Origin of the sequence: uncultured Sphingorhabdus sp. (genome assembly GCF_937872355.1) — a bacterium.
Taxonomy (GTDB): Bacteria; Pseudomonadota; Alphaproteobacteria; order Sphingomonadales; family Sphingomonadaceae; genus Sphingorhabdus_B.
Window position 1 is genome coordinate 1 of sequence record NZ_CALMSV010000053.1, and the last position, 18,798, is coordinate 18,798.

Below are 18,798 nucleotides of genomic sequence, written 5' to 3' on the forward strand. Positions count from 1 at the left end.
ATCGGCGCTGAGCACGTCGCTCTCCGCGCCGCGGGGATTGCCCCCCGGGCGGGTTTTCCGGTCTTGCTTTCCCTGACCCCCCCCAGGGGCGCATCTGCGGTATTGGTTTTCGCGGTACCCGCCAGTCCGCTCGCGCAGCCTTGGCCGGTATTCGGCGGCAACCTGATCTCGGCCATTATCGGTGTAGCGATGGCGCAAAGCATATCCCATCCAATGCTCGCCATCGGCTTGGCAGTCGCCCTTGCCATCATTGTGATGTCGCTGCTGCGGTGTCTGCATCCGCCCAGCGGCGCTGTTGCGATGACCGCGATATTGGGCGGCGACGCGATTACAAAGGCTGGCTTTGCCTTTCCGGTGACATTGGTGGCGGCAAACAGTGCAGCCTTGCTCGCGATGGGCTGGCTCTACCATCGCTTTTCGCGCCACAGCTATCCGCACAAAGCCGAATCTGTCGTCGAAACGGTCATACCTTCGGGCCTGCTGCGCGCTGATATCGATCTAGCCATTGCCGAAAGCGGTGAAACCTTCGACATCGACCTGGACGATCTGGAAAACCTCTTGCTCCGCGCAGAGGCCATTTCCGCCGACCGGCAGCAACGCGAGGCCAACGCCGACTATTCGATCTGATTGGCATCGACATGGAGGGTGGCAACCGCCGTCGTTGCTACAGGTAAATTCCCAGTTGAATTTCGCGGCATAATCCCTAAATCAGCGCTCGATCCGGGCCCCTCTGGCGCATGCGGCGGCATGCGTGATGTCGGATTGTTCATCCGAAAGCGCGACACGCGGCGCAACCTCCGTCCTTCTGGACGGATTGGACACATAGGGGCCCTACAGATGGATTTCCTGTTCGATATGTTTTTGGGTACGCCGGTCTGGTTCTGGCTTGCCTTCATCGGCATTGTTATTGCCTTGACCGCCTTTGACCTTGGTTTCCTGCACAAGGAAGACAAGGAAATGGGCATAACGGAGAGTCTGAAGCTCTCCGCATTCTACATCGGCATCGCCTTGGCCTTCGGCCTGTGGGTCTGGTATGCCAAAGGCCCCGATCTGGGCATGAAATATTATACCGGCTTCTTCATCGAAAAGGCGCTGTCGATCGACAATGTCTTCGTAATCAGCCTGATTTTCACTTATTTCGCCATTCCGGCCAAATATCAGTATCGCGCCCTGCTTTGGGGCATCATCGCCGTAATTGTTCTGCGCGGCCTGATGATCGCGGCGGGTGCTGCACTGGTGCAGGAATTCTATTGGACGCTCTACCTGTTCGCCGCCTTCCTGATCGCGACGGGCGTGAAGATGCTGTTCACCGGTGACCAGGAAATGGACGTTTCCAAAAACCCTGTCGTCAAGTTCATGAACAAGCACTTCCGCGTCACACCCGAATTGCACGGCGAGAAATTTCTGGTGAAGGTTCCCGACAGCAAGACGGGCAAGATGGTCACCGCGATGACCCCGCTGTTGCTGGCGCTGATCGTCATCAATCTGGCCGACCTTGTGTTTGCGGTCGACTCGATCCCGGCGATCTTCGCGATCACCACCGATACCTTCATCGTCTACACGTCGAACATCATGGCTATCCTGGGCCTGCGTGCGCTCTATTTTGCGCTGGCGGCGATGGTTCACCGTTTCCATTACCTGAAATATGCGCTGGCTTTGGTGCTGGTGTTTATCGGGTCGAAGATCTTCATCTCCGACTTCCTGATCGGCGGCGACAAATTCCCGCCTGTAATCAGCCTGGGCGTGACCTTCGCCTTGATATTGGGCGGGATATTGTACTCGCTATGGAAGACAAAGGCCGAGGACAAGCACGCCACCGTCTGAACCGACCGGTTTCTCCCACGGAAGACCCCGTACCTTGAACAAGGGTGCGGGGTTTTCTTTTGGCCGGAGAAGGAAAAAGGCCTTGTGTCCCCTGCCCGCTCTTCCCAAATGGGGGCTATGATTATCGAGACCGAACTGACGCCGAACCCGGCCACGATCAAATTCCTGCCCGGACGCATCGTCATGGATGCCGGAACCCGCGATTTTGCCGATCATGAAGAGGCGGAAGCTTCTCCACTCGCTGAAGCCTTGTTTGGCCTTGGCGATGTGACTGGTGTCTTTTTCGGACGCGATTTTATTTCGGTGACCGCTGCCCCCGGTGTGAGCTGGGCCGATCTGAAGCCTGATGTGCTGTCAATCCTGCTTGATCATTTCTCGGCTGACATGCCGTTGTTCCATGCACCTAAGGCCGGTTTCTCGGTTCCCGCAGCGGATGAAGAATATCCGCTCGACGACCCCGCCGACGCAGAAATTGTCGACCAGATCAAGGAACTGATCGAAACCCGCGTCCGTCCCGCGGTCGCCAATGACGGCGGCGATATCGTTTATCGCGGCTTCCAGCGCGGCGTTGTTTTCCTGCAGATGCAGGGTGCCTGCTCGGGCTGCCCTTCATCGAGCGCGACGCTGAAAAATGGCATAGAGCAGCTTTTGAAACATTATGTGCCCGAAGTGACCGAAGTCCGCGCGGCCTGATATCCAACGAACTGGGGAACCCTATATGCCGATCAATCAGCCGCTGGGCGATGCCGCCCTCGACCAGCTTTTCCGCACCGCGCGCACCTATAATGGCTATCTCGACACGCCGGTGTCGAACGAACAGTTGGAAGCGGTGTGGGAGTTGATGAAATTTGGCCCGACCTCTGCCAACTGCCTGCCGGCGCGTATCATCTGGTGCGTCAGCGATGAATCGAAGCAAAAACTCGCCGCGCTTGCCATGCCCGCCAATGGCGAGAAAATCCTGCAGGCACCTGCAACCGCGATCATCGGCATGGACATGGAGTTCTACGAAAACCTGCCCGAATTGTTCCCGCACACCGATGCGCGCAGCTGGTTCGTCGGAAATGATGCGCTGATCGAAAAAACCGCTTTCCGCAACAGCAGCCTTCAGGGCGGCTATTTCATCCTCGCCGCGCGTGCGCTCGGGCTAGATACCGGTGCAATGTCGGGTTTCAACAATGATGCGGTAGACGCCGAGTTCTTCGCCGGCACCAAGGTGAAATCGAATTTCATCTCGACCATCGGATATGGCGATCCGGCGACAATCTTCGAACGCAGCCCGCGTCCGGAATTTGCCCGCTTTAACAAGATCGTCTGATCGTCTACGCGACGTCGCGTGAGACGGCTGGTTATCGACACTGCATCGCGCGCCTGTTCGGTGGCGCTGTTCGAAGGCACTGAGTGCATCGGCGCGCGCCACGAAGTGATCGGGCGCGGCCATGCAGAACGGCTGGTGCCAATGATCGCTGAACTCCCAGAAAAGGGGCTGGCTGATATCATCTCGGTCAATGTCGGTCCGGGCAGCTTCACCGGTATCCGCGTCGGCCTGTCCGCCGCCAAAGCTTTGGGTCTGGCATGGAATGTCGATTGCGAAGGCTATAACAGCCTGGCCCTGCTTGCCGCAATTGCGCTCGACAAAATTGGAAGCGCCGAGCCGATAGATGTCACCATCCACGGCGGCCATGGTGAATTGTTTTTCCAGTCTTTCGATGCTGTGGGTTCAGCGATTACTGATGCTTGTTCCTTATTACCCGAAGCGGCAGCCCAAATGTCCAAGGCCAACTATATTGTTGGCGATGCTGCAGCCGCTTTGATTGACATGCGTGAAGCAGGCATTGCGGTAGAGGCTGTCTCTGACGCTCGCTTTTGGCCTGCGATAGCCCATCTCCCAACGCTCCCGCCTTCCGCCGCTTATGTGCGCGGTCCGGACGCAAAGTTACCGACGGCGAGATGACAGATATCTCCATCTTATCGGGCGACGCCAAAGACATTGCTACGATCATGCCAGTCATGAACAGTGCTTTTGATCCGAAATATGGAGAAGCATGGACAGCCGCCCAATGCCTTTCACTATTAGCCTTGCCCCAAACCAGCTTATTACTGGCGGAGCGAAGCGGTAAAATCGCAGGATTTGCCCTCACCCGTTGGGTTTGTGATGAAGAAGAATTGCTGATGATCGGCGTTGCGCCGGAACATCAGCGCAAAGGCATAGCGCGCGCACTCTTGGCGCATCTTATTGAACAAGCAAGACAGGCGGGGCGCAACCGCATTTTCCTCGAAGTACGGTCAAACAACAGCGCACTGATCTTCTATCAGAACCACGGCTTCGAACACTGTGGAACCCGGAAGTCTTACTATAGAGGTATCAACGGTGATCGCTTCGACGCGAGCACCATGGCATTGACCTTTTGATATACTTCCAATTCTGATGGCGATTTGAGCCGAATTGGGAAAATTTCTCTGTGAAATTTATTGATAATGAACAGTTGAGATGCTTTAATGACATTGCTGTCAAAAACAAAATACCGGGTAAGGGAGAATATATATGGCTGAAGATAGCAATGACACGAATGAAATGCTGATAACGTTAACCGCAGATATTGTGGCAGCGCATGTCAGCAACAATACGGTGGCGGTTTCTGATTTGCCGACCTTGATTTCCAATATCCATGGGGCGCTTTCTGGCCTGTCTGCGGGCGCGGCTGCACCTGCAGTGGCACTTGAACCTGCCGTTCCGATCCGTTCTTCTGTAAAGCGCGATTTTATCGTTTGCCTTGAGGACGGCAAGAAATTGAAAATGCTCAAGCGTCACCTGATGACACATTATGGCATGACGCCGGATGACTATCGCGCAAAATGGGGTCTGGCCGCAGACTATCCGATGGTTGCCCCCGCTTATGCCGAACAGCGTCGCGATCTCGCCAAGGCAATCGGCCTTGGACGTGCGCCCGGATCGGGCCGAAAAAAGAAAGTGAAATAGTCGCTTTCTCATAGCAAAAATATTTGAAGGGCCGGTCTGGTGTGGGCTGGCCCTTTTCATTGACGAATCCGGGCGTGAGACTAAATATCGCAACATGGAAACCCGTATCGATCTCGAAGCCTTGTGCGCGGAACGCGGCCTTAGAATAACGGACCAGCGCCGAGTAATCGCCCGCGTCATATCGGATGCAGACGATCATCCCGACGTTGAAGAGTTATACCGGCGCGCATCAGCCATTGATCCGAAGATCTCAATCGCCACAGTTTACCGCACGGTACGGCTGTTCGAAGAGGCCGGAATTCTTGATCGCCACGATTTTGGCGATGGCCGGGCCCGCTATGAAGCCTCGCCAGAGGCGCATCACGACCATTTGATCGACGTCGAAACCGGCAAGGTCATCGAATTTGTCGATCCCGAACTTGAAGCCCTGCAAAAGGTCATAGCGGAAAAGCTGGGCTATCGTCTGGTCGATCACCGCATGGAGCTGTACGGCGTTGCAATCAGCCGCGACGATTAAGCAGCGCAACCCGATCGGCCTGATTTTCGGGCAGATCCTATTTGGCGCGCGCCTGTTGCTGATGGCCGCTTCGCTTCTGGTCGGCCTCATCCTCCACAATATCTGGCGGCTGTTTCGCCAGCCATCGCCCTGGCCACGGCTTTTCCTGCTGTCGATCAGCTGGACCGCCGGTATTGCGACCGCAACCAGTGGTCAGCGCATCCGAAAAAATGTATTCTACGCCGCCAATCACCACAGCTGGATCGACATTCCTGTCATATCTGGCGTCACCGGCTGCACTTTTGTCGCCAATGACGGGATTGAGAAATGGCCGCTGATCGGCTGGCTATGCACGATCAACAACACGATTTTCGTCAGCCGCGAAAACCGGTTGAGCGTCGGCGATCAGGTCGATGATTTGCGCGAGGCGATGAGCGGCGAGCAACCCGTCACGATTTTTCCGGAGGGGACCACGCATGATGGCTCGGGGCTGTTGCCATTCAAGCCTTCACTCTTTGCGGCACTCGTCCCGCCTCCTGAAGGCATGATGGTACAGCCGGTGTTCCTCACCTACGGCGAACATACGCGTCGCCTTTCCTGGGTAGGCGAAGAGGGAATAGTCGAGAATTTTTGGCGGATCATGACCGATGTCATGCCCGTCACAGCGACACTCCATTTTCTGGAACCGTTCGATCCATCCCACTACCCCGATCGCAAGGCGATTTCGGCGGAAGTACGGCATCGCATCACGGAGGCAATGCAGGCTGGCGACCACTATAGGCGCGATGTATAGCGCCGCTCCATGAGCAACGAGTCGCCCAAGACCTTTCACGTCAAAAATTACGGCTGCCAGATGAACGTCTATGATGGCGAGCGGATGGCAGAGATGTTTGCCGCGCGCGGCATGGAGGCGTCGGACAAAGAGGATGCCGACCTTGTCATCCTCAATACCTGCCATATCCGCGAGAAAGCGGCCGAGAAGGTGTATTCCGAAATCGGCCGCCTGCGCCGCAAGGATGGCAGTTCGCCGGTGATTGCAGTGGCTGGCTGCGTTGCGCAGGCCGAAGGCCCGGAAATCAGCCGCCGCGCCAGTGAAGTCGATATTGTCGTCGGCCCGCAGGCGTATCACAAGCTGCCCGAGATGGTTGCTGCTGTCGCGAAGGGCGAGAGCACGGTTGACCTGGATTTGCCCGGCCTCGACAAGTTCGCCGTTCTGCCCAAGCGCCGCAAAACCGGGCCGACCGCTTTCCTGACGGTGCAGGAAGGCTGTGACAAATTCTGCACCTACTGCGTGGTTCCCTATACGCGCGGTGCCGAAATCAGCCGTCCCTTCGCCGAACTGGTCGATGAAGCCAAAGCGCTGGTCGATGCGGGGGCGAAGGAAATCACCCTGCTCGGACAGAATGTGAATGCTTGGGGTGATGGCGAACAGGATCTGGGAGCGCTAATCCGCGCGCTTGACCGGATCGATGGCTTGCACCGCATCCGTTACATGACCAGCCATCCCAATGACATGACCGCCGGACTGATTGCCGCACATGGCGATGTTGAAAAACTGATGCCTTATCTGCACCTTCCGGTGCAGGCGGGCAATGATCGCATCCTGAAAGCCATGAACCGCAGCCACAGCCGGGCTAGCTATCTGCGGATCATCGAAAAGGTTCGAGCGGTACGCCCCGATATAGCGTTGTCGGGCGATTTTATCGTTGGCTTCCCCGGCGAGACCGACGCCGAGTTTGAAGACACGCTGAGCATCGTGCGCGAGACGGTCTATTCCTACGCCTACTCGTTCAAATACAGCCCACGCCCCGGCACGCCTGCCGCAACGATGGACGGCCAGATTGCACCCGAAGTGGCGGACGAACGGCTACAGCGGCTGCAAGCGCTAATCAGTGAGCAACAGGCTGCATTCAACCAAGCGACGCTCGGCAAACGGACATCCGTATTGCTCGAAAAGCCGGGCAAACTGGATGGCCAGCTGATCGGCAAATCGCCTTGGCTACAATCTGTGCATATCTTGGCGCCGGGGCTTTCCATCGGCGATATAGTCGATGTAGACATAGTCGAAGCTGGACCACTGAGTCTCAAAGGAGAGTTATTGATGAAGGTCGCTGCCTGAATGGCGAAAAAAGCCCAAGCGCAAGCCGGCGATATGTCGCGGCTCGAAATCACCTTCGACCGCCCGCACCTCATCAACACTGTATTTGGCGAATTTGATCGCAATCTGGTTGCCATAGAGAACCGGCTGGGCGTCTATATTTCGGCGCGGGGGAACCGCGTGCAGATCGAGGGCGAAGCGGGAGCAATCGCCCGCGCCCGCGATGTCCTCAACGATATCTACAGCCGCGTAATGCGCAGTGAGGAGATTGACCCTGAAGCGGTACAGGCGATCATTTCGATGAGTGCTGAGCCAACTCTCGACGGAATATTGCGCAAGGATGAAGGCGGCGCGCCCGAGGTGATGATCCGCACCCGCAAGAAAACGTTGGTGCCGCGCTCGGCAACGCAGGTGCCCTATATGCAGGCGCTCGCCCGCGATGAAATAATCTTCGCGCTCGGCCCGGCAGGAACGGGAAAGACCTATCTGGCGGTTGCGCAGGCGGTTGCGATGTTGATCACCGGCGCGGTCGATCGGCTCATCCTGTCTCGCCCCGCGGTTGAAGCTGGCGAACGGCTGGGCTTCCTACCTGGTGACATGAAGGAAAAGGTCGATCCCTATCTGCGCCCGATTTACGACGCGCTGCATGACACTTTGCCGGTCGAGCAGGTCGAACGGCGCATCGCGAGCGGCGAAATCGAGATTGCCCCGTTGGCCTTTATGCGCGGTCGCACGCTGTCCGATGCCTTCATCATCCTCGACGAAGCGCAGAACACCACACCTGCACAGATGAAGATGTTCCTCACCCGCTTTGGCATGAACAGCCGGATGGTGATCTGCGGGGACCCGAACCAAGTCGATATTCCCGGTGGCGCGACCTATTCAGGGCTGAATGATGCGGTGCAGCGGCTTGAGGGCGTCGAAGGCATTACCACCATCCGCTTCAACAGCAGCGACGTCGTGCGCCATCCCTTGGTTGGCCGGATCGTTGATGCATATGAGGGGCCAAATGCTTGAGGTCGACATCGACCGGACGCGCGATTGGGATAGCCAGACCAACTGGGATCGAATAGCGGAGGATGCGGTAAAAGCAGCCTTTTCGGTCTCGTCTCATGGCGACCTGGCGGATGCGCCCTTCACCCTTTCGATCAGCATCCGGCTTTCGGATAATCAAGAAGTCCATGAACTCAATCGTAATTGGCGGAGCAAGGACAAGCCCACCAATGTCCTGAGTTTTCCGATGCTCGAAGCCGACGAACTAGACGCGCTGGCGAACACCGACGATGGCGAAGTGCTGCTGGGCGATATGATATTGGCCTATGGTGTCTGCGCATCCGAAGCAGAGGAAAAGGCCATCCCGCTGACGCGTCATGTCAGCCACCTGATCGTCCACGGCACGCTCCACATTCTAGGGCTTGACCATATCGACGAAGCAGAGGCTGAACATATGGAAGCGTTGGAGGTAAAAGCGCTTGCATCGCTGGGCATCGCCAATCCATATAGCGACCACTGAAAACAGCCGGAGGCAGCACAGCCAACCCCATGACGGAGGGCGAGAGTAGTAGCGGTTTACGACCCCGCAAGGACGAAACCGAGGAAGGACGAATATGGCAGCGGCTGAAGTCGCTTCTATTCGGACGCAATCATGAGCCGACGCTGCGCGAGCAGCTCGAAGAAAAAATTGCCGAACATGAGGAAGATGTAGAGGACGGCGACGCGCCCGAAGACGAGGGCGACCTGTCTGCGCCCGAGCGTCTGATGCTGCGCAATCTGCTTCATTTCTCGGAAAACCGCGTCGATGATGTCATGGTGCCGCGCAGCGACATTCTTGGCCTGCGCGAGGATGCCAGTTTTGATGAAGCCGTCGCCGCCTTTGCCGAGCACGGCCACAGCCGCATGCCGGTTTACAAGGACACGCTCGATAACATCACCGGCATGATCCATGTGAAGGATATCTTTGCCGTGCTGGCCGAAGGCAAGGAAAAGCCGGATAGTCTGGAGGCTTTCATCCGTCAGCCGCGCTATGTGCCGCAAAGCATGGGGGCAATCGAACTGCTCGACGAAATGCGGCGGACGCGGACTCACTTGGCGATCGTGATAGATGAATATTCAGGCACCGAAGGGCTCGTGACGATCGAAGATCTGGTCGAGGAAATTGTTGGCGAGATCGAGGACGAGCATGATGATGAGCCAGAGGCGCTGTTCACCGAAACCGCGCCGGGTATCTGGGAAGCTGATGCGCGTACCGAGCTTGACGATCTTGCCGAAGCGCTAGACGAAAAGCTGGCGGATGTGGACGAGGATGTAGACACCATCGGCGGCCTGGCCTTTGTGATTGCCGGACAAGTTCCGAACATCGGCGACATATTGGTCCACGACGAAAGTGACTGGAAGATCGAGATACTCGAAGGCGATGATCGCCGGGTAACCCGCGTGCGGCTTTATCGGCCGGAAGTGGTTGGAGCGGCAGCTGGTTAAACGGGTTTACTTCCCCCAAACCTCCGCCAGGCGATCATCCCTTCCGCAGCGGCTGCGGTAATAGCGATAGCGGATCGGGTTCTTTTTATAATAGTCCTGATGGTAATCTTCAGCGCGGTAAAAGGCGCTCCGCGCCACAATTTTGGTGGCCAGATCGCGTTCGAAGAAACCCACCAGATAGTCGCGCGAGGCCTGCGCAGCCTTCTTTTCGGCGACACTCTGTGGGAAGATGGCGGCACGATAGCTGTCGCCCTTGTCGCAAAACTGGCCTTCGGCATCGAACGGATCGACATTCTTCCAGAAGACCGAAATCAGTTCGGAATATTTCACCTTCGTCGGATCGTAGGTAACCAACACCGCTTCGTAATGACCTGTTTCACCGGCGCTCACCTGCTCATAGGTCGGGTTCCGCACCCGACCGCCAGTGTAACCGGATACGACATCAATCACGCCGTCGACCTTCTCGAAATCGGCCTCGGCGCACCAGAAACATCCCATGGCAAAGACGGCGGTTGCGGTTTCGAACTTTCCGCGCGCTTCGGAAGCGCTCGCCAACGCCAAGACCAGTATGACCGAAAACATGGCGACGGCAATTTGACTTAGCTTTTTTATCATAGTCTCTGGTTCGCCTCGATTGACCTTAAAGTTACGCTTCGCCCAGACTTTCGAGCAACTGGCGCGCACGCCAGCGCCAGTGAAGGGCAAGCGTCTCCATTTCCGCCAATTCGCGCAATGCGGCATTTGCGCCGTCCATGCGGTGCAGGCCACCTATCAACAACTGGAACGCGCGTTCGACGGTCCATCCATGCCGCGCGCGTTCCACTTGTTCGATGCTGTCATCGGGCTTGATATGACCGACTTCCAACACCCTGAAATAATAGCCGCTGCGGCCGGTTTGAACGACTGCAGCCATTATGCCTTTCATTCCAAAATGATGGTCTAATTTCCAGCAAGGCTGCCGACCTTGGCTGATCTCGACCAACGCCTCACCAATCCGGAAGCGGTCGCCGATATGGACGCGGTCTTCGGTCATCTCCAATGCCGAGATATTCTCTCCAAAACCGCCCAATCGGCCAAGATGCGGATGGGGTTCACGCCCGGCTTTGGCAAAGTCGGCTTCCCACATCGGATAATGCTCGCCCGGGTAGAAATGCACCGCCTTATCCTCACCACCATGCACAGTCGGGTCGCCGACGCGGTCACCCTCAAATCCGGTGAAGGTCAGATAGACCGGATGGTCGACCGAAAGGCGTGAGCCGATGGAGCTGTCTTCGCCATCGCCTCTGAACGAAACGGGTTTGCCCACCAGAAGGGCTTCGATAGCAGTTTTGATCATAACCCAGTTTAGCCGTGCCATGTTTGCTTGACCATTGGCAATCACGCCGCCGCTGTCTAATAGACTGCGGATGCAGACGGCGGACCTTCGCATTGCCCTGTTTAGCGGCAATTATAATTATGTGCGCGATGGCGCAAACCAGGCGCTCAACCGGCTGGTAGGCTATTTGTTGCGTCAGGGCGCGCAGGTGCGGGTCTATTCGCCCACCGTCGACGAGCCTGCCTTCTCGCCCACCGGCGATTTGGTCAGCGTGCCATCAATGGCGATCCCCAACCGCCCTGAATATCGGATTCCACTGGCGCTTTCCGGTGCAGTAAAGCGGGATCTGGAAGCCTTCGCGCCCAATGTCGTGCATATCTCCAGCCCGGACAGGGTGGCCCGCAAGGCGGTGAAATGGGCGCGTAAACGCAACCTGCCTGTGCTCGCCTCGGTGCACACGCGGTTCGAAACCTATTTCCGTTATTATAACATGTCGTTCCTCGAACCGTTGGTTGAAGCTTGGTTACGCACGCTTTACCGGAAATGCGATGCGCTGGTCGCGCCTTCGGAATCGATGGCGCAGGTGCTCCGCCAACAGCGGATGAATTACGACATCGATATCTGGTCGCGCGGTGTCGATCGCGAAATATTCAATCCCTCACGCCGCGATCTGCAATGGCGCAATGGATTGGGCATCACCGATGACATGCCGGTCATCGGTTTCCTTGGACGGTTGGTGATGGAAAAGGGCCTCGACGTCTTTTCAGACACAATCGACCAGCTCAACCGCCGCAATGTCCGACACAAGGTTCTCGTTATCGGCGAAGGGCCAGCGCGCGGCTGGTTTGAAAGCCGCCTACCCGATGCCGCATTTGTCGGCTTCCAGGGCGGATCCGATCTGGCGCGCGCCGTCGCCAGCATGGACATACTGTTCAATCCCAGCGTTACCGAAACCTTCGGCAATGTGACGTTGGAGGCAATGGCTTGCGGCCTTCCGGTTGTCGCTGCCAAAGCAACCGGCAGCCAAAGCCTTGTCGATGACAATCGTTCGGGTCGGCTGATTACACCGGGTGCAATCGCACAATTTGCCGAGGCATTACGCACCTATTGCGAAAATCCGACCTTGCGATCTGAGCATGGCAAGGCCGGTGAGCAACGCAGCCTGGAATATAGCTGGGATGCGATCAATCAGGCCGTGGCCGATACCTATGTGCGGCTGGTTCGGCAGCGTCGTACGGAGCTGGCCAAGGCGTGAGCGACCTGTTTGGTGCCCCACCCCAAGCCCGTTCCGAAACTATTTCGGCAAACTCCCCGCTAGCTGATCGCATACGCCCGCAATCGCTGGCCGACGTTGTGGGGCAGGAGCATTTGACCGGCCCCGATGGCGCGATCGGGCGGATGGTTTCCGCCGGGCGACTGTCGTCGATGATCCTGTGGGGGCCGCCGGGGACAGGAAAAACGAGCATCGCGCGCCTGCTCGCCGACGCGGTTGGCATGCATTATATGGCGGTTTCGGCGGTTTTTTCGGGCGTCGCCGATCTGAAAAAGGCCTTTGCCGAGGCCGAACAGGTGGCTCGAACCGGCAAAGCCACATTGCTGTTCGTCGACGAAATCCACCGTTTCAATCGCGCGCAGCAGGACGGATTTCTGCCATTTGTCGAGCGTGGTATCGTGACACTGGTGGGTGCGACGACTGAAAATCCCAGCTTTGAACTAAACGCCGCCTTGCTCAGCCGGGCACAGGTTCTGGTGCTAAAGCGGCTCGATGATGCGGCGTTGGGCAAGCTTCTCGATCGCGCAGAAACCGTCGAAGGCAAGCCCCTGCCCCTCACCGACGACGCGCGCTTAGCTCTAATTGTCAGTGCGGACGGCGACGGGCGATTCCTGCTCAACCAGGCCGAAACATTGTTCGCCATCGCGCCTCCAGACACCCCGCTCGACCCACAGGCCATGGCAGCCCTCCTCCATCGCCGGATGCCGGTTTATGACAAGGACCGCGAGGGGCATTACAACCTGATCTCTGCCCTGCACAAATCAATGCGCGGTTCGGACCCGCAGGCCGCGCTCTATTGGCTGGCACGGATGTTGGTGGCGGGTGAAGAGCCGCTCTATGTGCTCCGTCGCATCACCCGTTTTGCAGTTGAGGATGTTGGCCTCGCCGATCCGCGGGCGCTCGAACAATGCATCGCGGCGAAGGATGCCTATGAATTTCTGGGATCTCCGGAAGGCGAACTCGCGATCGTGCAAGCCTGCCTCTATTGCGCCACCGCGCCCAAATCCAATGCGGCCTACAAGGCGCAGAAAGCGGCATGGAAGCTGGCAAAAGAAACCGGATCGTTGATGCCGCCAGCCAATATCCTGAACGCGCCGACCAAGCTGATGAAGGATATCGGCTATGGCCAAGGCTATGCCTATGATCATGATGCCGATGAAGGCTTTTCGGGTGCCAATTATTGGCCCGAGGAAATGCAGCCAGCGGAACTTTACCGCCCCGTCCAGCGCGGACTGGAGGCGAAAATAGCCGAGCGCCTTGCCTATTGGAATGGGTTGCGCAGGGAGAGGAACAGCAAATGAGGTATCGCGCCGCCGTCTGCACGGCACTGACCGGACCCGACAGCATCCGGATTGAGGAGCGTGAACGCGCTCCGCTGCAGCCCGGCGAGGTTCGCATTGCCATCAAGGCGGCGGGACTCAATTTTCCTGACCTGCTGATGACCTATGGCAAATACCAGTTCCGCCCCGATCCGCCCTTCGTTCCCGGTATGGAATTTTCGGGCGAAGTTATCGAGGTCGGCTCTGGTGTGACCAATTGGCAGCCGGGAGAAGCCGTTATGGGTGGCGGCAAAGGCGATTGTATTGCGGAAGAAGCCGTCGTCCCTGCCGCAGCTTTGGTAACCAAGCCCAATGCATTAAGATGGGAAGAGGCAGCGTGCTGGCGGGCTGGCGGTGTTACTGCATGGCACGCGTTGCACGACAAGGCTGCACTCAAAGCGGGTGAGACATTGCTCGTGCTGGGTGCCGCCGGCGGGGTCGGCATGGCGGCCGTTTCGCTCGGCAAACATATGGGGGCGACTGTGATCGGCACGGGTTCCAGCCCGGAAAAGCGGTCCGCGATTCTTGCGGCTGGCGCAGACCATGCGCTCGATCCGGCCGATCCAGACTTGGCAACCAAGGTCAAGGAACTGACCGGCGGCAAAGGCTGCGATGTCGTTTTCGATCCGGTAGGTGGCGATTTGTCGATAACCGCTACCCGCGCTATCGGTTGGGGCGGACGTTTTCTGATCGTCGGCTTTGCCAGCGGTAATACGCCCAGCTTTCCTGCCAACCATGCCCTGATCAAAGGCTATAGCCTTATCGGCCTGCGCGCGGGCGAAGCCAGCCGCCGCGATCCGGACCTTGCGGCGCGAACGTCAATCGAACTGAAGAAATTGGCGGAAGCAGGCGTCATGCGTCCGCACATATCCCACCGCCTGCCGCTCGATCAGACCCGCGATGCATTGCTGGTACTCGAACGGCGCGAGGCCATAGGGCGCGTTGTTGTAACAGTGGGCGATTGAGCCCGGCGGGGTCGCTTTGCCAGGCCCAATCGCAATGCGACATGCTTCGCGCCAACGCGCGGAACATGCATTCTGAAATTTACTGGTTGGTGCGAACCTGCCCCTTGCGATTGCTACGTGTTCCTTGGCCTTCGCCGGCTTTGCGCGTTGTCAGCACAGCGCGCGAACGGTTGCTTTGCTGCTGGGCACCCGGACGCCCAACGACATCGGCGCGACCATCTCCATTCACATCACCCGCAGCAACACGGGGTTTGGAACGGGGTGAAGGCGGTGGGGTGTCCGGCTTGATATCAGAGGCTTTTTGAACGGCGGGAAGCAACAGTCCTTTTTGCGGTTCATCAGGCTTTGGGGCGATTTCTTTCGGTTTTTCTGCGCCCTTTTCACTTTTGGGTCGCTTCTTTTCAGCTTCCCCTTTGACGCCATCCAGTTCCAGCAATGCGCCTCCCTGGCCGTGAGCCACACCCACCATGCCAAATGCCAGGGCTGCGGCAATCAACCAATCCTTTTTCATTCTCACTCTCCTTGGGTCGCATCCCAATTTCGGGAATGTCTCAAAAATAGAGTATTGCTCTAGAGTGTCAATCCATTTTTTCCTTGCTTGTTTTTGCCTAGCGTTTGATAAGGGGATCCTAATGAATGCAGCCCAGCCAAAGACCCGCGACCGCATCCTCGCCTCCGCACGCGAACTGTTTTTTTCCAAGGGGTTGGATGAGACCTCGATAGCCGAGATCTGCAAGCATTCGGGCGTGTCGAACGGCAGCCTGTTCCATCATTTCCCGACCAAGGAAGCCATCGCGCTCGAAATCTTCGTCGGCATACGCCGACATTATTGGGAACATGTGATCGCTGCGATGGAGGCCGAGTCGACGGTTCCAGCCGCTGCAGAGGCATCGGTGCGGGCTGCCTTCGATTTCCAGAAGAAGTTCTCCGACGAATATACCTTCATGCTCGATACGGCGGCCGCACCCTGGGGTCTCAAGCACACGACCGCATTAAAAGATTTGAACGCCGCTTTCGTTGAACGGGCCATGGGTTGGGCTGCACCTTATTTTATGAAAGGCGAACTCCCTGCCCTTTCGATCCATACTTTCGGAGCGCTGATATTCGGCCTGCCGCAATGGATCGCACGCGAACAGCGCGCCGGGCTTTCCGTGCCCGACATCGAAGTCGTGACAACAGAATTGGCGGCGCTGATGCGCAAGCTGTTTACCGTAGAACCAAAATAAACGAGTCAAATCATTGCTTTGACTCGCAAAAATGCTGCGCAGCATAAGTTGCAGCAAAAATTTGCCAGAGTCTTGATTCCATGGTAGATTCTATTCGCTTCTAGGCCCTTTGAGGTCGTTATATGGGGGGAGCGAAAATGGATAGTTTCCAAATAGCGGGTTACGCTTTCGACAAGGTTCTTTTCATGGAATGGGCGGAGAAGATATTCTTCGCCCTTATCATTTTGGGCATCACCTGGGCGCTGGCAAAGGCGGCCAAATGGACCTTCGCAAAGATGGTCGACCAGATACCCTTCCTGCAACGCGGGACATCAAGCGGTGAGAGTGTCGGTATGGCACTCGGCAAGATCGTATCGCTGCTGGTTTGGTTGCTTGGCTTGCTTGCCGTGCTCCAACAGCTTGGCTTTGATAGCGTGATTACACCGGTGCAGGGATTGCTTGGCAACTTCATCGGCTATCTCGACAATGTGGTCTTTGCAGCCGCGATCTTCTTCATCGGCTCGATGATAGCGGGAATTGCCCGTGACCTCGTCGAAACTGCTCTGGGCGCCGTCGACTTTGACAAATGGGCCAATAAGGGTGGGGTAGAGGCAATCACTGGCAATAATGCGATCACAAAAACAATCAGCACGATTGTCTATGTCTTGGTCATCATTCCGGTTGCCATCGCAGCACTCCAGATGCTCGAAATCTCGGCGATTACCGAGCCGGCGATGAATTTGCTCAACATGGTATTCAAAGCCATCCCGTTGATCATCGGTGCCTGTCTGTTACTCGGCATTGGCTTCGTCATTTCGCGCTGGGTCGCTTCGCTGATCCGCGACCTGCTGCCCAGCCTGGGTGCAGACCGCGCAATCAACGAACTCGGCATCCTGCCCGAAGGCCGCACGGCATCGGGCGTGATTGCCGCGATCGTTACAATCGCGATCATGATCTTCTTTGCTATCGCGGCGACCAATATGCTGGGTTTCCCGCAATTGACGAACATCCTTGAAACGGTGCTGGCACAGGCTGGCAATGTCGTGTTTGGCGCAGTGCTGATTGCTCTGGGTGTGTTGATCGCGAACATCCTGCGCAACCTGATCGCGGATGCGACAGGGCCTGGCATTGCCTCCAACGTCACCTATTGGATCACCACCGGCCTGTTCGTCTTCATCGGGCTGAAGCAGATGCAGATTGGCGGGATGATTGTCGATTATGCTTTTGGCGCGCTCGCCATCGGGGCCGCGGTTGCCTTTGCCCTCGCCTTTGGCCTTGGCGGACGTGACGCGGCCGCACGGATGCTATCGGACCTGCGGGCTCCTGCGGCACCGGTGGTCAAAAAGCCGGTCGCCTCGCTCGCACCGAAAACGGTCAAACGCGATCCGGCCCGCAAGGCGCCGGCCAAGAAATAAGCTGCCTTTATCGAAGCAGCAATTGGGGCGGGGGAAACTCCGCCCCCTTTTACATGGGGCCCCTTTTAATTGGGCCCCCTTTTATTTGGGCGACAGCGGGAGCATAGCACCAAACATGCGCCGCTTCTCCCGCTTTGCCTGCATCGACTGGTCCGGCGCAGTCGGTGAATATCCGCCGGGATTGGCGCTAGCCTCCATCGGTCCCGAAGGCGCACCCGAAATGATTGGACCTGAAAAACGCTGGTCGCGGAAAGCCGTTCTCGACTGGTTGCTCGAACTGGCCGACGCGGATGAAGATATCTTGGTCGGCCTCGACCTGTCGCTGGGCTTTCCCTTTAATGACCAGGGGAGCTTTTTCCCCGAATGGTCGGATAGCCCCGCCGATGCCCGCGCGCTTTGGGCGCTTGTCGATAACCTCTGCGCCAACGACCGGCATTTGGCCGCGAACAGCTTCCTCACGCACCCCGAAGCCCGTCGTCATTTCCGCCATGCCAAAGGCGATGTGGGCGACCAGTTCGAAGGTGGCATTGGACGGCTACGCGAAGTTGAACGCCATCAGCGCGCGACCAAACAGGCCAATAGCTGGAGTTGTTTCAACCTCGTCGGCGCAGGCCAGGTCGGCAAAAGCTCTTTGACAGGAATGCGGATGATGCACCGGCTGGGCGGACGCATTCCCGTTTGGCCGTTCGATCCGCTTCCCGAAAGCGGCCCCGTCATCATCGAAATCTATACCACCATGGCCGCCCGCGCTGCAGGCTTGCCTGCGAACACCAGCAAGATCCGCGATGCGGCGACGCTAGCCCGTTCGCTCGCAAAATTCGATGCCGAGCCCCCTTCCCTGCTCCATCGGCTCGACGACCACGCTACAGACGCGCTGCTGACCGCCGCTTGGATGCGGAAAGCGAGCCCAGACGCCGCGCTGTGGCGCCCCGAATTGCTTACAGAGGAAATTGCGCAAACTGAGGGCTGGACCTTTGGGGTCATCTGACGCTAAAGGGCCCCCATTGGCGCGCCGGCTTAGCTCAGTTGGTAGAGCACCTGATTTGTAATCAGGGGGCCACGGGTTCGAATCCTGTAGCCGGCACCATTTTCTAATCCCCCTCCATCCGCACCATAGATGTCACATCCGTGGCGATTTTTAGTTTGTCGGCATCCGCCGACGGGCGGGTTCGAATCCTGTAGCCGGCACCACAAACCTTCCCTCTTCGATAGATAATTTTGCCCTATGGGGGCTTCACGAATCCCTTCCGCTCGGCCAAGGCTTAACTGACCGCTTAAATTGCAGGCAGGAGAGAAGCGATGGGAATGCTGGAAGGCAAGGTTGTGGCGGGGGGCGGGGCGGGGGGCGGGGGGGGGGCGGGAGATGGCCTGCTGGGTGCGCAACAAGGGGCCTCGGCGGGCGTCAAAGATCTCCCGGGGGGGGGGGGGGAGGG

The 18,798-nt window shown here is 57.6% G+C and carries 22 protein-coding genes and 1 tRNA gene; 20 read left to right on the forward strand and 3 right to left on the reverse strand.

Features of this window, described 5'->3' with window-relative positions; translation table 11 throughout:
• From Q0239_RS02480 to Q0239_RS02540, 13 genes are all read left to right on the forward strand, one after another.
• A partial coding sequence (locus Q0239_RS02480) for an HPP family protein (protein ID WP_298597882.1) occupies positions 1-627 on the forward strand: 627 nt, incomplete at its 5' end.
• Between the two features lie 210 nt (positions 628-837).
• Positions 838-1,824, forward strand: coding sequence for a TerC family protein (locus Q0239_RS02485; protein ID WP_298597885.1), 987 nt, complete (start codon positions 838-840; stop codon positions 1,822-1,824).
• 117 nt (positions 1,825-1,941) lie between these two features.
• Positions 1,942-2,517, forward strand: coding sequence for a NifU family protein (locus Q0239_RS02490; RefSeq protein WP_298597888.1), 576 nt, complete (start codon positions 1,942-1,944; stop codon positions 2,515-2,517).
• Between the two features lie 31 nt (positions 2,518-2,548).
• Positions 2,549-3,139 (forward strand): malonic semialdehyde reductase, encoded by a 591-nt coding sequence (locus tag Q0239_RS02495; protein WP_298597941.1) that lies wholly within the window; start codon positions 2,549-2,551, stop codon positions 3,137-3,139.
• A gap of 18 nt (positions 3,140-3,157) precedes the next feature.
• Positions 3,158-3,775, forward strand: coding sequence for a tRNA (adenosine(37)-N6)-threonylcarbamoyltransferase complex dimerization subunit type 1 TsaB (tsaB, locus tag Q0239_RS02500; protein WP_298597891.1), 618 nt, complete (start codon positions 3,158-3,160; stop codon positions 3,773-3,775).
• Entirely contained in the window at positions 3,772-4,233 is a 462-nt protein-coding gene (gene rimI / locus Q0239_RS02505; protein ID WP_298597894.1) for a ribosomal protein S18-alanine N-acetyltransferase, read from the forward strand. Before tsaB ends, rimI begins: the two co-directional genes overlap by 4 nt.
• Before the next feature lie 133 nt (positions 4,234-4,366).
• Positions 4,367-4,801, forward strand: a complete 435-nt coding sequence (locus tag Q0239_RS02510) for a MucR family transcriptional regulator (RefSeq protein ID WP_298597896.1) — start codon at positions 4,367-4,369, stop codon at positions 4,799-4,801.
• Between the two features lie 94 nt (positions 4,802-4,895).
• Complete coding sequence (locus tag Q0239_RS02515) at positions 4,896-5,318, forward strand: Fur family transcriptional regulator (RefSeq protein ID WP_298597898.1); 423 nt, start codon at positions 4,896-4,898, stop codon at positions 5,316-5,318.
• Positions 5,296-6,090: a 1-acyl-sn-glycerol-3-phosphate acyltransferase gene (locus Q0239_RS02520; protein ID WP_298597900.1), complete on the forward strand. Its 795-nt coding sequence runs from the start codon at positions 5,296-5,298 to the stop codon at positions 6,088-6,090. The genes Q0239_RS02515 and Q0239_RS02520 overlap by 23 nt, the downstream gene beginning before the upstream one ends.
• A gap of 9 nt (positions 6,091-6,099) precedes the next feature.
• Positions 6,100-7,416: a tRNA (N6-isopentenyl adenosine(37)-C2)-methylthiotransferase MiaB gene (gene miaB, locus Q0239_RS02525; protein ID WP_298597903.1), complete on the forward strand. Its 1,317-nt coding sequence runs from the start codon at positions 6,100-6,102 to the stop codon at positions 7,414-7,416.
• On the forward strand, positions 7,417-8,412 hold the full coding sequence (locus Q0239_RS02530; protein WP_298597906.1) for a PhoH family protein: 996 nt from the start codon (positions 7,417-7,419) through the stop codon (positions 8,410-8,412).
• The gene (ybeY, locus tag Q0239_RS02535; RefSeq protein ID WP_298597909.1) at positions 8,405-8,908 is read left to right on the forward strand and encodes an rRNA maturation RNase YbeY; all 504 of its coding nucleotides are present in this window, start codon (positions 8,405-8,407) and stop codon (positions 8,906-8,908) included. Before Q0239_RS02530 ends, ybeY begins: the two co-directional genes overlap by 8 nt.
• A 29-nt stretch (positions 8,909-8,937) precedes the next feature.
• Positions 8,938-9,873, forward strand: coding sequence for a hemolysin family protein (locus Q0239_RS02540; RefSeq protein WP_298597912.1), 936 nt, complete (start codon positions 8,938-8,940; stop codon positions 9,871-9,873).
• Between the two features lie 6 nt (positions 9,874-9,879).
• Here the strand turns inward: Q0239_RS02540 and msrA are convergent, their stop codons facing one another.
• Entirely contained in the window at positions 9,880-10,455 is a 576-nt protein-coding gene (gene msrA / locus Q0239_RS02545; RefSeq protein WP_298597915.1) for a peptide-methionine (S)-S-oxide reductase MsrA, read from the reverse strand.
• Between the two features lie 64 nt (positions 10,456-10,519).
• Positions 10,520-11,230 carry an MOSC domain-containing protein gene (locus Q0239_RS02550; protein WP_298597918.1) on the reverse strand — a complete coding sequence of 237 codons (711 nt, stop codon included), beginning with the start codon at positions 11,228-11,230 and terminating at the stop codon, positions 10,520-10,522.
• Positions 11,231-11,279: 49 nt separating this feature from the next.
• On the opposite strand from Q0239_RS02550, the gene Q0239_RS02555 reads away from it, so the two are divergent.
• The 3 genes from Q0239_RS02555 to Q0239_RS02565 are packed head-to-tail and all read left to right on the forward strand — an operon-like array spanning position 11,280 to position 14,745.
• Entirely contained in the window at positions 11,280-12,443 is a 1,164-nt protein-coding gene (locus tag Q0239_RS02555; protein ID WP_298597921.1) for a glycosyltransferase family 1 protein, read from the forward strand.
• Positions 12,440-13,762, forward strand: a complete 1,323-nt coding sequence (locus Q0239_RS02560) for a replication-associated recombination protein A (RefSeq protein ID WP_298597924.1) — start codon at positions 12,440-12,442, stop codon at positions 13,760-13,762. Before Q0239_RS02555 ends, Q0239_RS02560 begins: the two co-directional genes overlap by 4 nt.
• On the forward strand, positions 13,759-14,745 hold the full coding sequence (locus tag Q0239_RS02565) for an NADPH:quinone oxidoreductase family protein (protein ID WP_298597926.1): 987 nt from the start codon (positions 13,759-13,761) through the stop codon (positions 14,743-14,745). Before Q0239_RS02560 ends, Q0239_RS02565 begins: the two co-directional genes overlap by 4 nt.
• Positions 14,746-14,824: 79 nt before the next feature.
• Here the strand turns inward: Q0239_RS02565 and Q0239_RS02570 are convergent, their stop codons facing one another.
• Positions 14,825-15,412 (reverse strand): FG-GAP repeat protein, encoded by a 588-nt coding sequence (locus Q0239_RS02570; protein WP_298597929.1) that lies wholly within the window; start codon positions 15,410-15,412, stop codon positions 14,825-14,827.
• Between Q0239_RS02570 and Q0239_RS02575 the strand changes: the two genes are divergently transcribed.
• From Q0239_RS02575 to Q0239_RS02590, 4 genes are all read left to right on the forward strand, one after another.
• Positions 15,378-15,971 (forward strand): TetR/AcrR family transcriptional regulator, encoded by a 594-nt coding sequence (locus tag Q0239_RS02575; protein WP_298597932.1) that lies wholly within the window; start codon positions 15,378-15,380, stop codon positions 15,969-15,971. The two genes, Q0239_RS02570 and Q0239_RS02575, sit on opposite strands and share 35 nt — an antisense overlap.
• A 137-nt stretch (positions 15,972-16,108) precedes the next feature.
• Positions 16,109-17,365 carry a mechanosensitive ion channel gene (locus Q0239_RS02580; protein WP_298597935.1) on the forward strand — a complete coding sequence of 419 codons (1,257 nt, stop codon included), beginning with the start codon at positions 16,109-16,111 and terminating at the stop codon, positions 17,363-17,365.
• 115 nt (positions 17,366-17,480) lie between these two features.
• The gene (locus Q0239_RS02585) at positions 17,481-18,353 is read left to right on the forward strand and encodes a hypothetical protein (RefSeq protein ID WP_298597938.1); all 873 of its coding nucleotides are present in this window, start codon (positions 17,481-17,483) and stop codon (positions 18,351-18,353) included.
• Between the two features lie 23 nt (positions 18,354-18,376).
• Positions 18,377-18,452 (forward strand) — tRNA-Thr (locus Q0239_RS02590).
• The last annotated feature ends 346 nt before the right edge of the window (positions 18,453-18,798 follow it).

What these genes read in the sequence shown, in the direction of transcription:
- Q0239_RS02485 (WP_298597885.1), top strand. Translation starts at nt 838, where the DNA reads ATGGATTTCCTGTTCGATATGTTTTTGGGTACGCCGGTCTGGTTCTGG.
- Q0239_RS02490 (WP_298597888.1), top strand. Translation starts at nt 1,942, where the DNA reads ATGATTATCGAGACCGAACTGACGCCGAACCCGGCCACGATCAAATTC.
- rimI (WP_298597894.1), top strand. Translation starts at nt 3,772, where the DNA reads ATGACAGATATCTCCATCTTATCGGGCGACGCCAAAGACATTGCTACG.
- Q0239_RS02510 (WP_298597896.1), top strand. Translation starts at nt 4,367, where the DNA reads ATGGCTGAAGATAGCAATGACACGAATGAAATGCTGATAACGTTAACC.
- Q0239_RS02515 (WP_298597898.1), top strand. Translation starts at nt 4,896, where the DNA reads ATGGAAACCCGTATCGATCTCGAAGCCTTGTGCGCGGAACGCGGCCTT.
- miaB (WP_298597903.1), top strand. Translation starts at nt 6,100, where the DNA reads ATGAGCAACGAGTCGCCCAAGACCTTTCACGTCAAAAATTACGGCTGC.
- Q0239_RS02530 (WP_298597906.1), top strand. Translation starts at nt 7,417, where the DNA reads ATGGCGAAAAAAGCCCAAGCGCAAGCCGGCGATATGTCGCGGCTCGAA.
- ybeY (WP_298597909.1), top strand. Translation starts at nt 8,405, where the DNA reads ATGCTTGAGGTCGACATCGACCGGACGCGCGATTGGGATAGCCAGACC.
- Q0239_RS02540 (WP_298597912.1), top strand. Translation starts at nt 8,938, where the DNA reads ATGACGGAGGGCGAGAGTAGTAGCGGTTTACGACCCCGCAAGGACGAA.
- msrA (WP_298597915.1), bottom strand. Translation starts at nt 10,455, where the DNA reads ATGTTTTCGGTCATACTGGTCTTGGCGTTGGCGAGCGCTTCCGAAGCG.
- Q0239_RS02550 (WP_298597918.1), bottom strand. Translation starts at nt 11,230, where the DNA reads ATGGCACGGCTAAACTGGGTTATGATCAAAACTGCTATCGAAGCCCTT.
- Q0239_RS02555 (WP_298597921.1), top strand. Translation starts at nt 11,280, where the DNA reads ATGCAGACGGCGGACCTTCGCATTGCCCTGTTTAGCGGCAATTATAAT.
- Q0239_RS02565 (WP_298597926.1), top strand. Translation starts at nt 13,759, where the DNA reads ATGAGGTATCGCGCCGCCGTCTGCACGGCACTGACCGGACCCGACAGC.
- Q0239_RS02575 (WP_298597932.1), top strand. Translation starts at nt 15,378, where the DNA reads ATGAATGCAGCCCAGCCAAAGACCCGCGACCGCATCCTCGCCTCCGCA.
- Q0239_RS02570 (WP_298597929.1), bottom strand. Translation starts at nt 15,412, where the DNA reads ATGCGGTCGCGGGTCTTTGGCTGGGCTGCATTCATTAGGATCCCCTTA.
- Q0239_RS02580 (WP_298597935.1), top strand. Translation starts at nt 16,109, where the DNA reads ATGGATAGTTTCCAAATAGCGGGTTACGCTTTCGACAAGGTTCTTTTC.
- Q0239_RS02585 (WP_298597938.1), top strand. Translation starts at nt 17,481, where the DNA reads ATGCGCCGCTTCTCCCGCTTTGCCTGCATCGACTGGTCCGGCGCAGTC.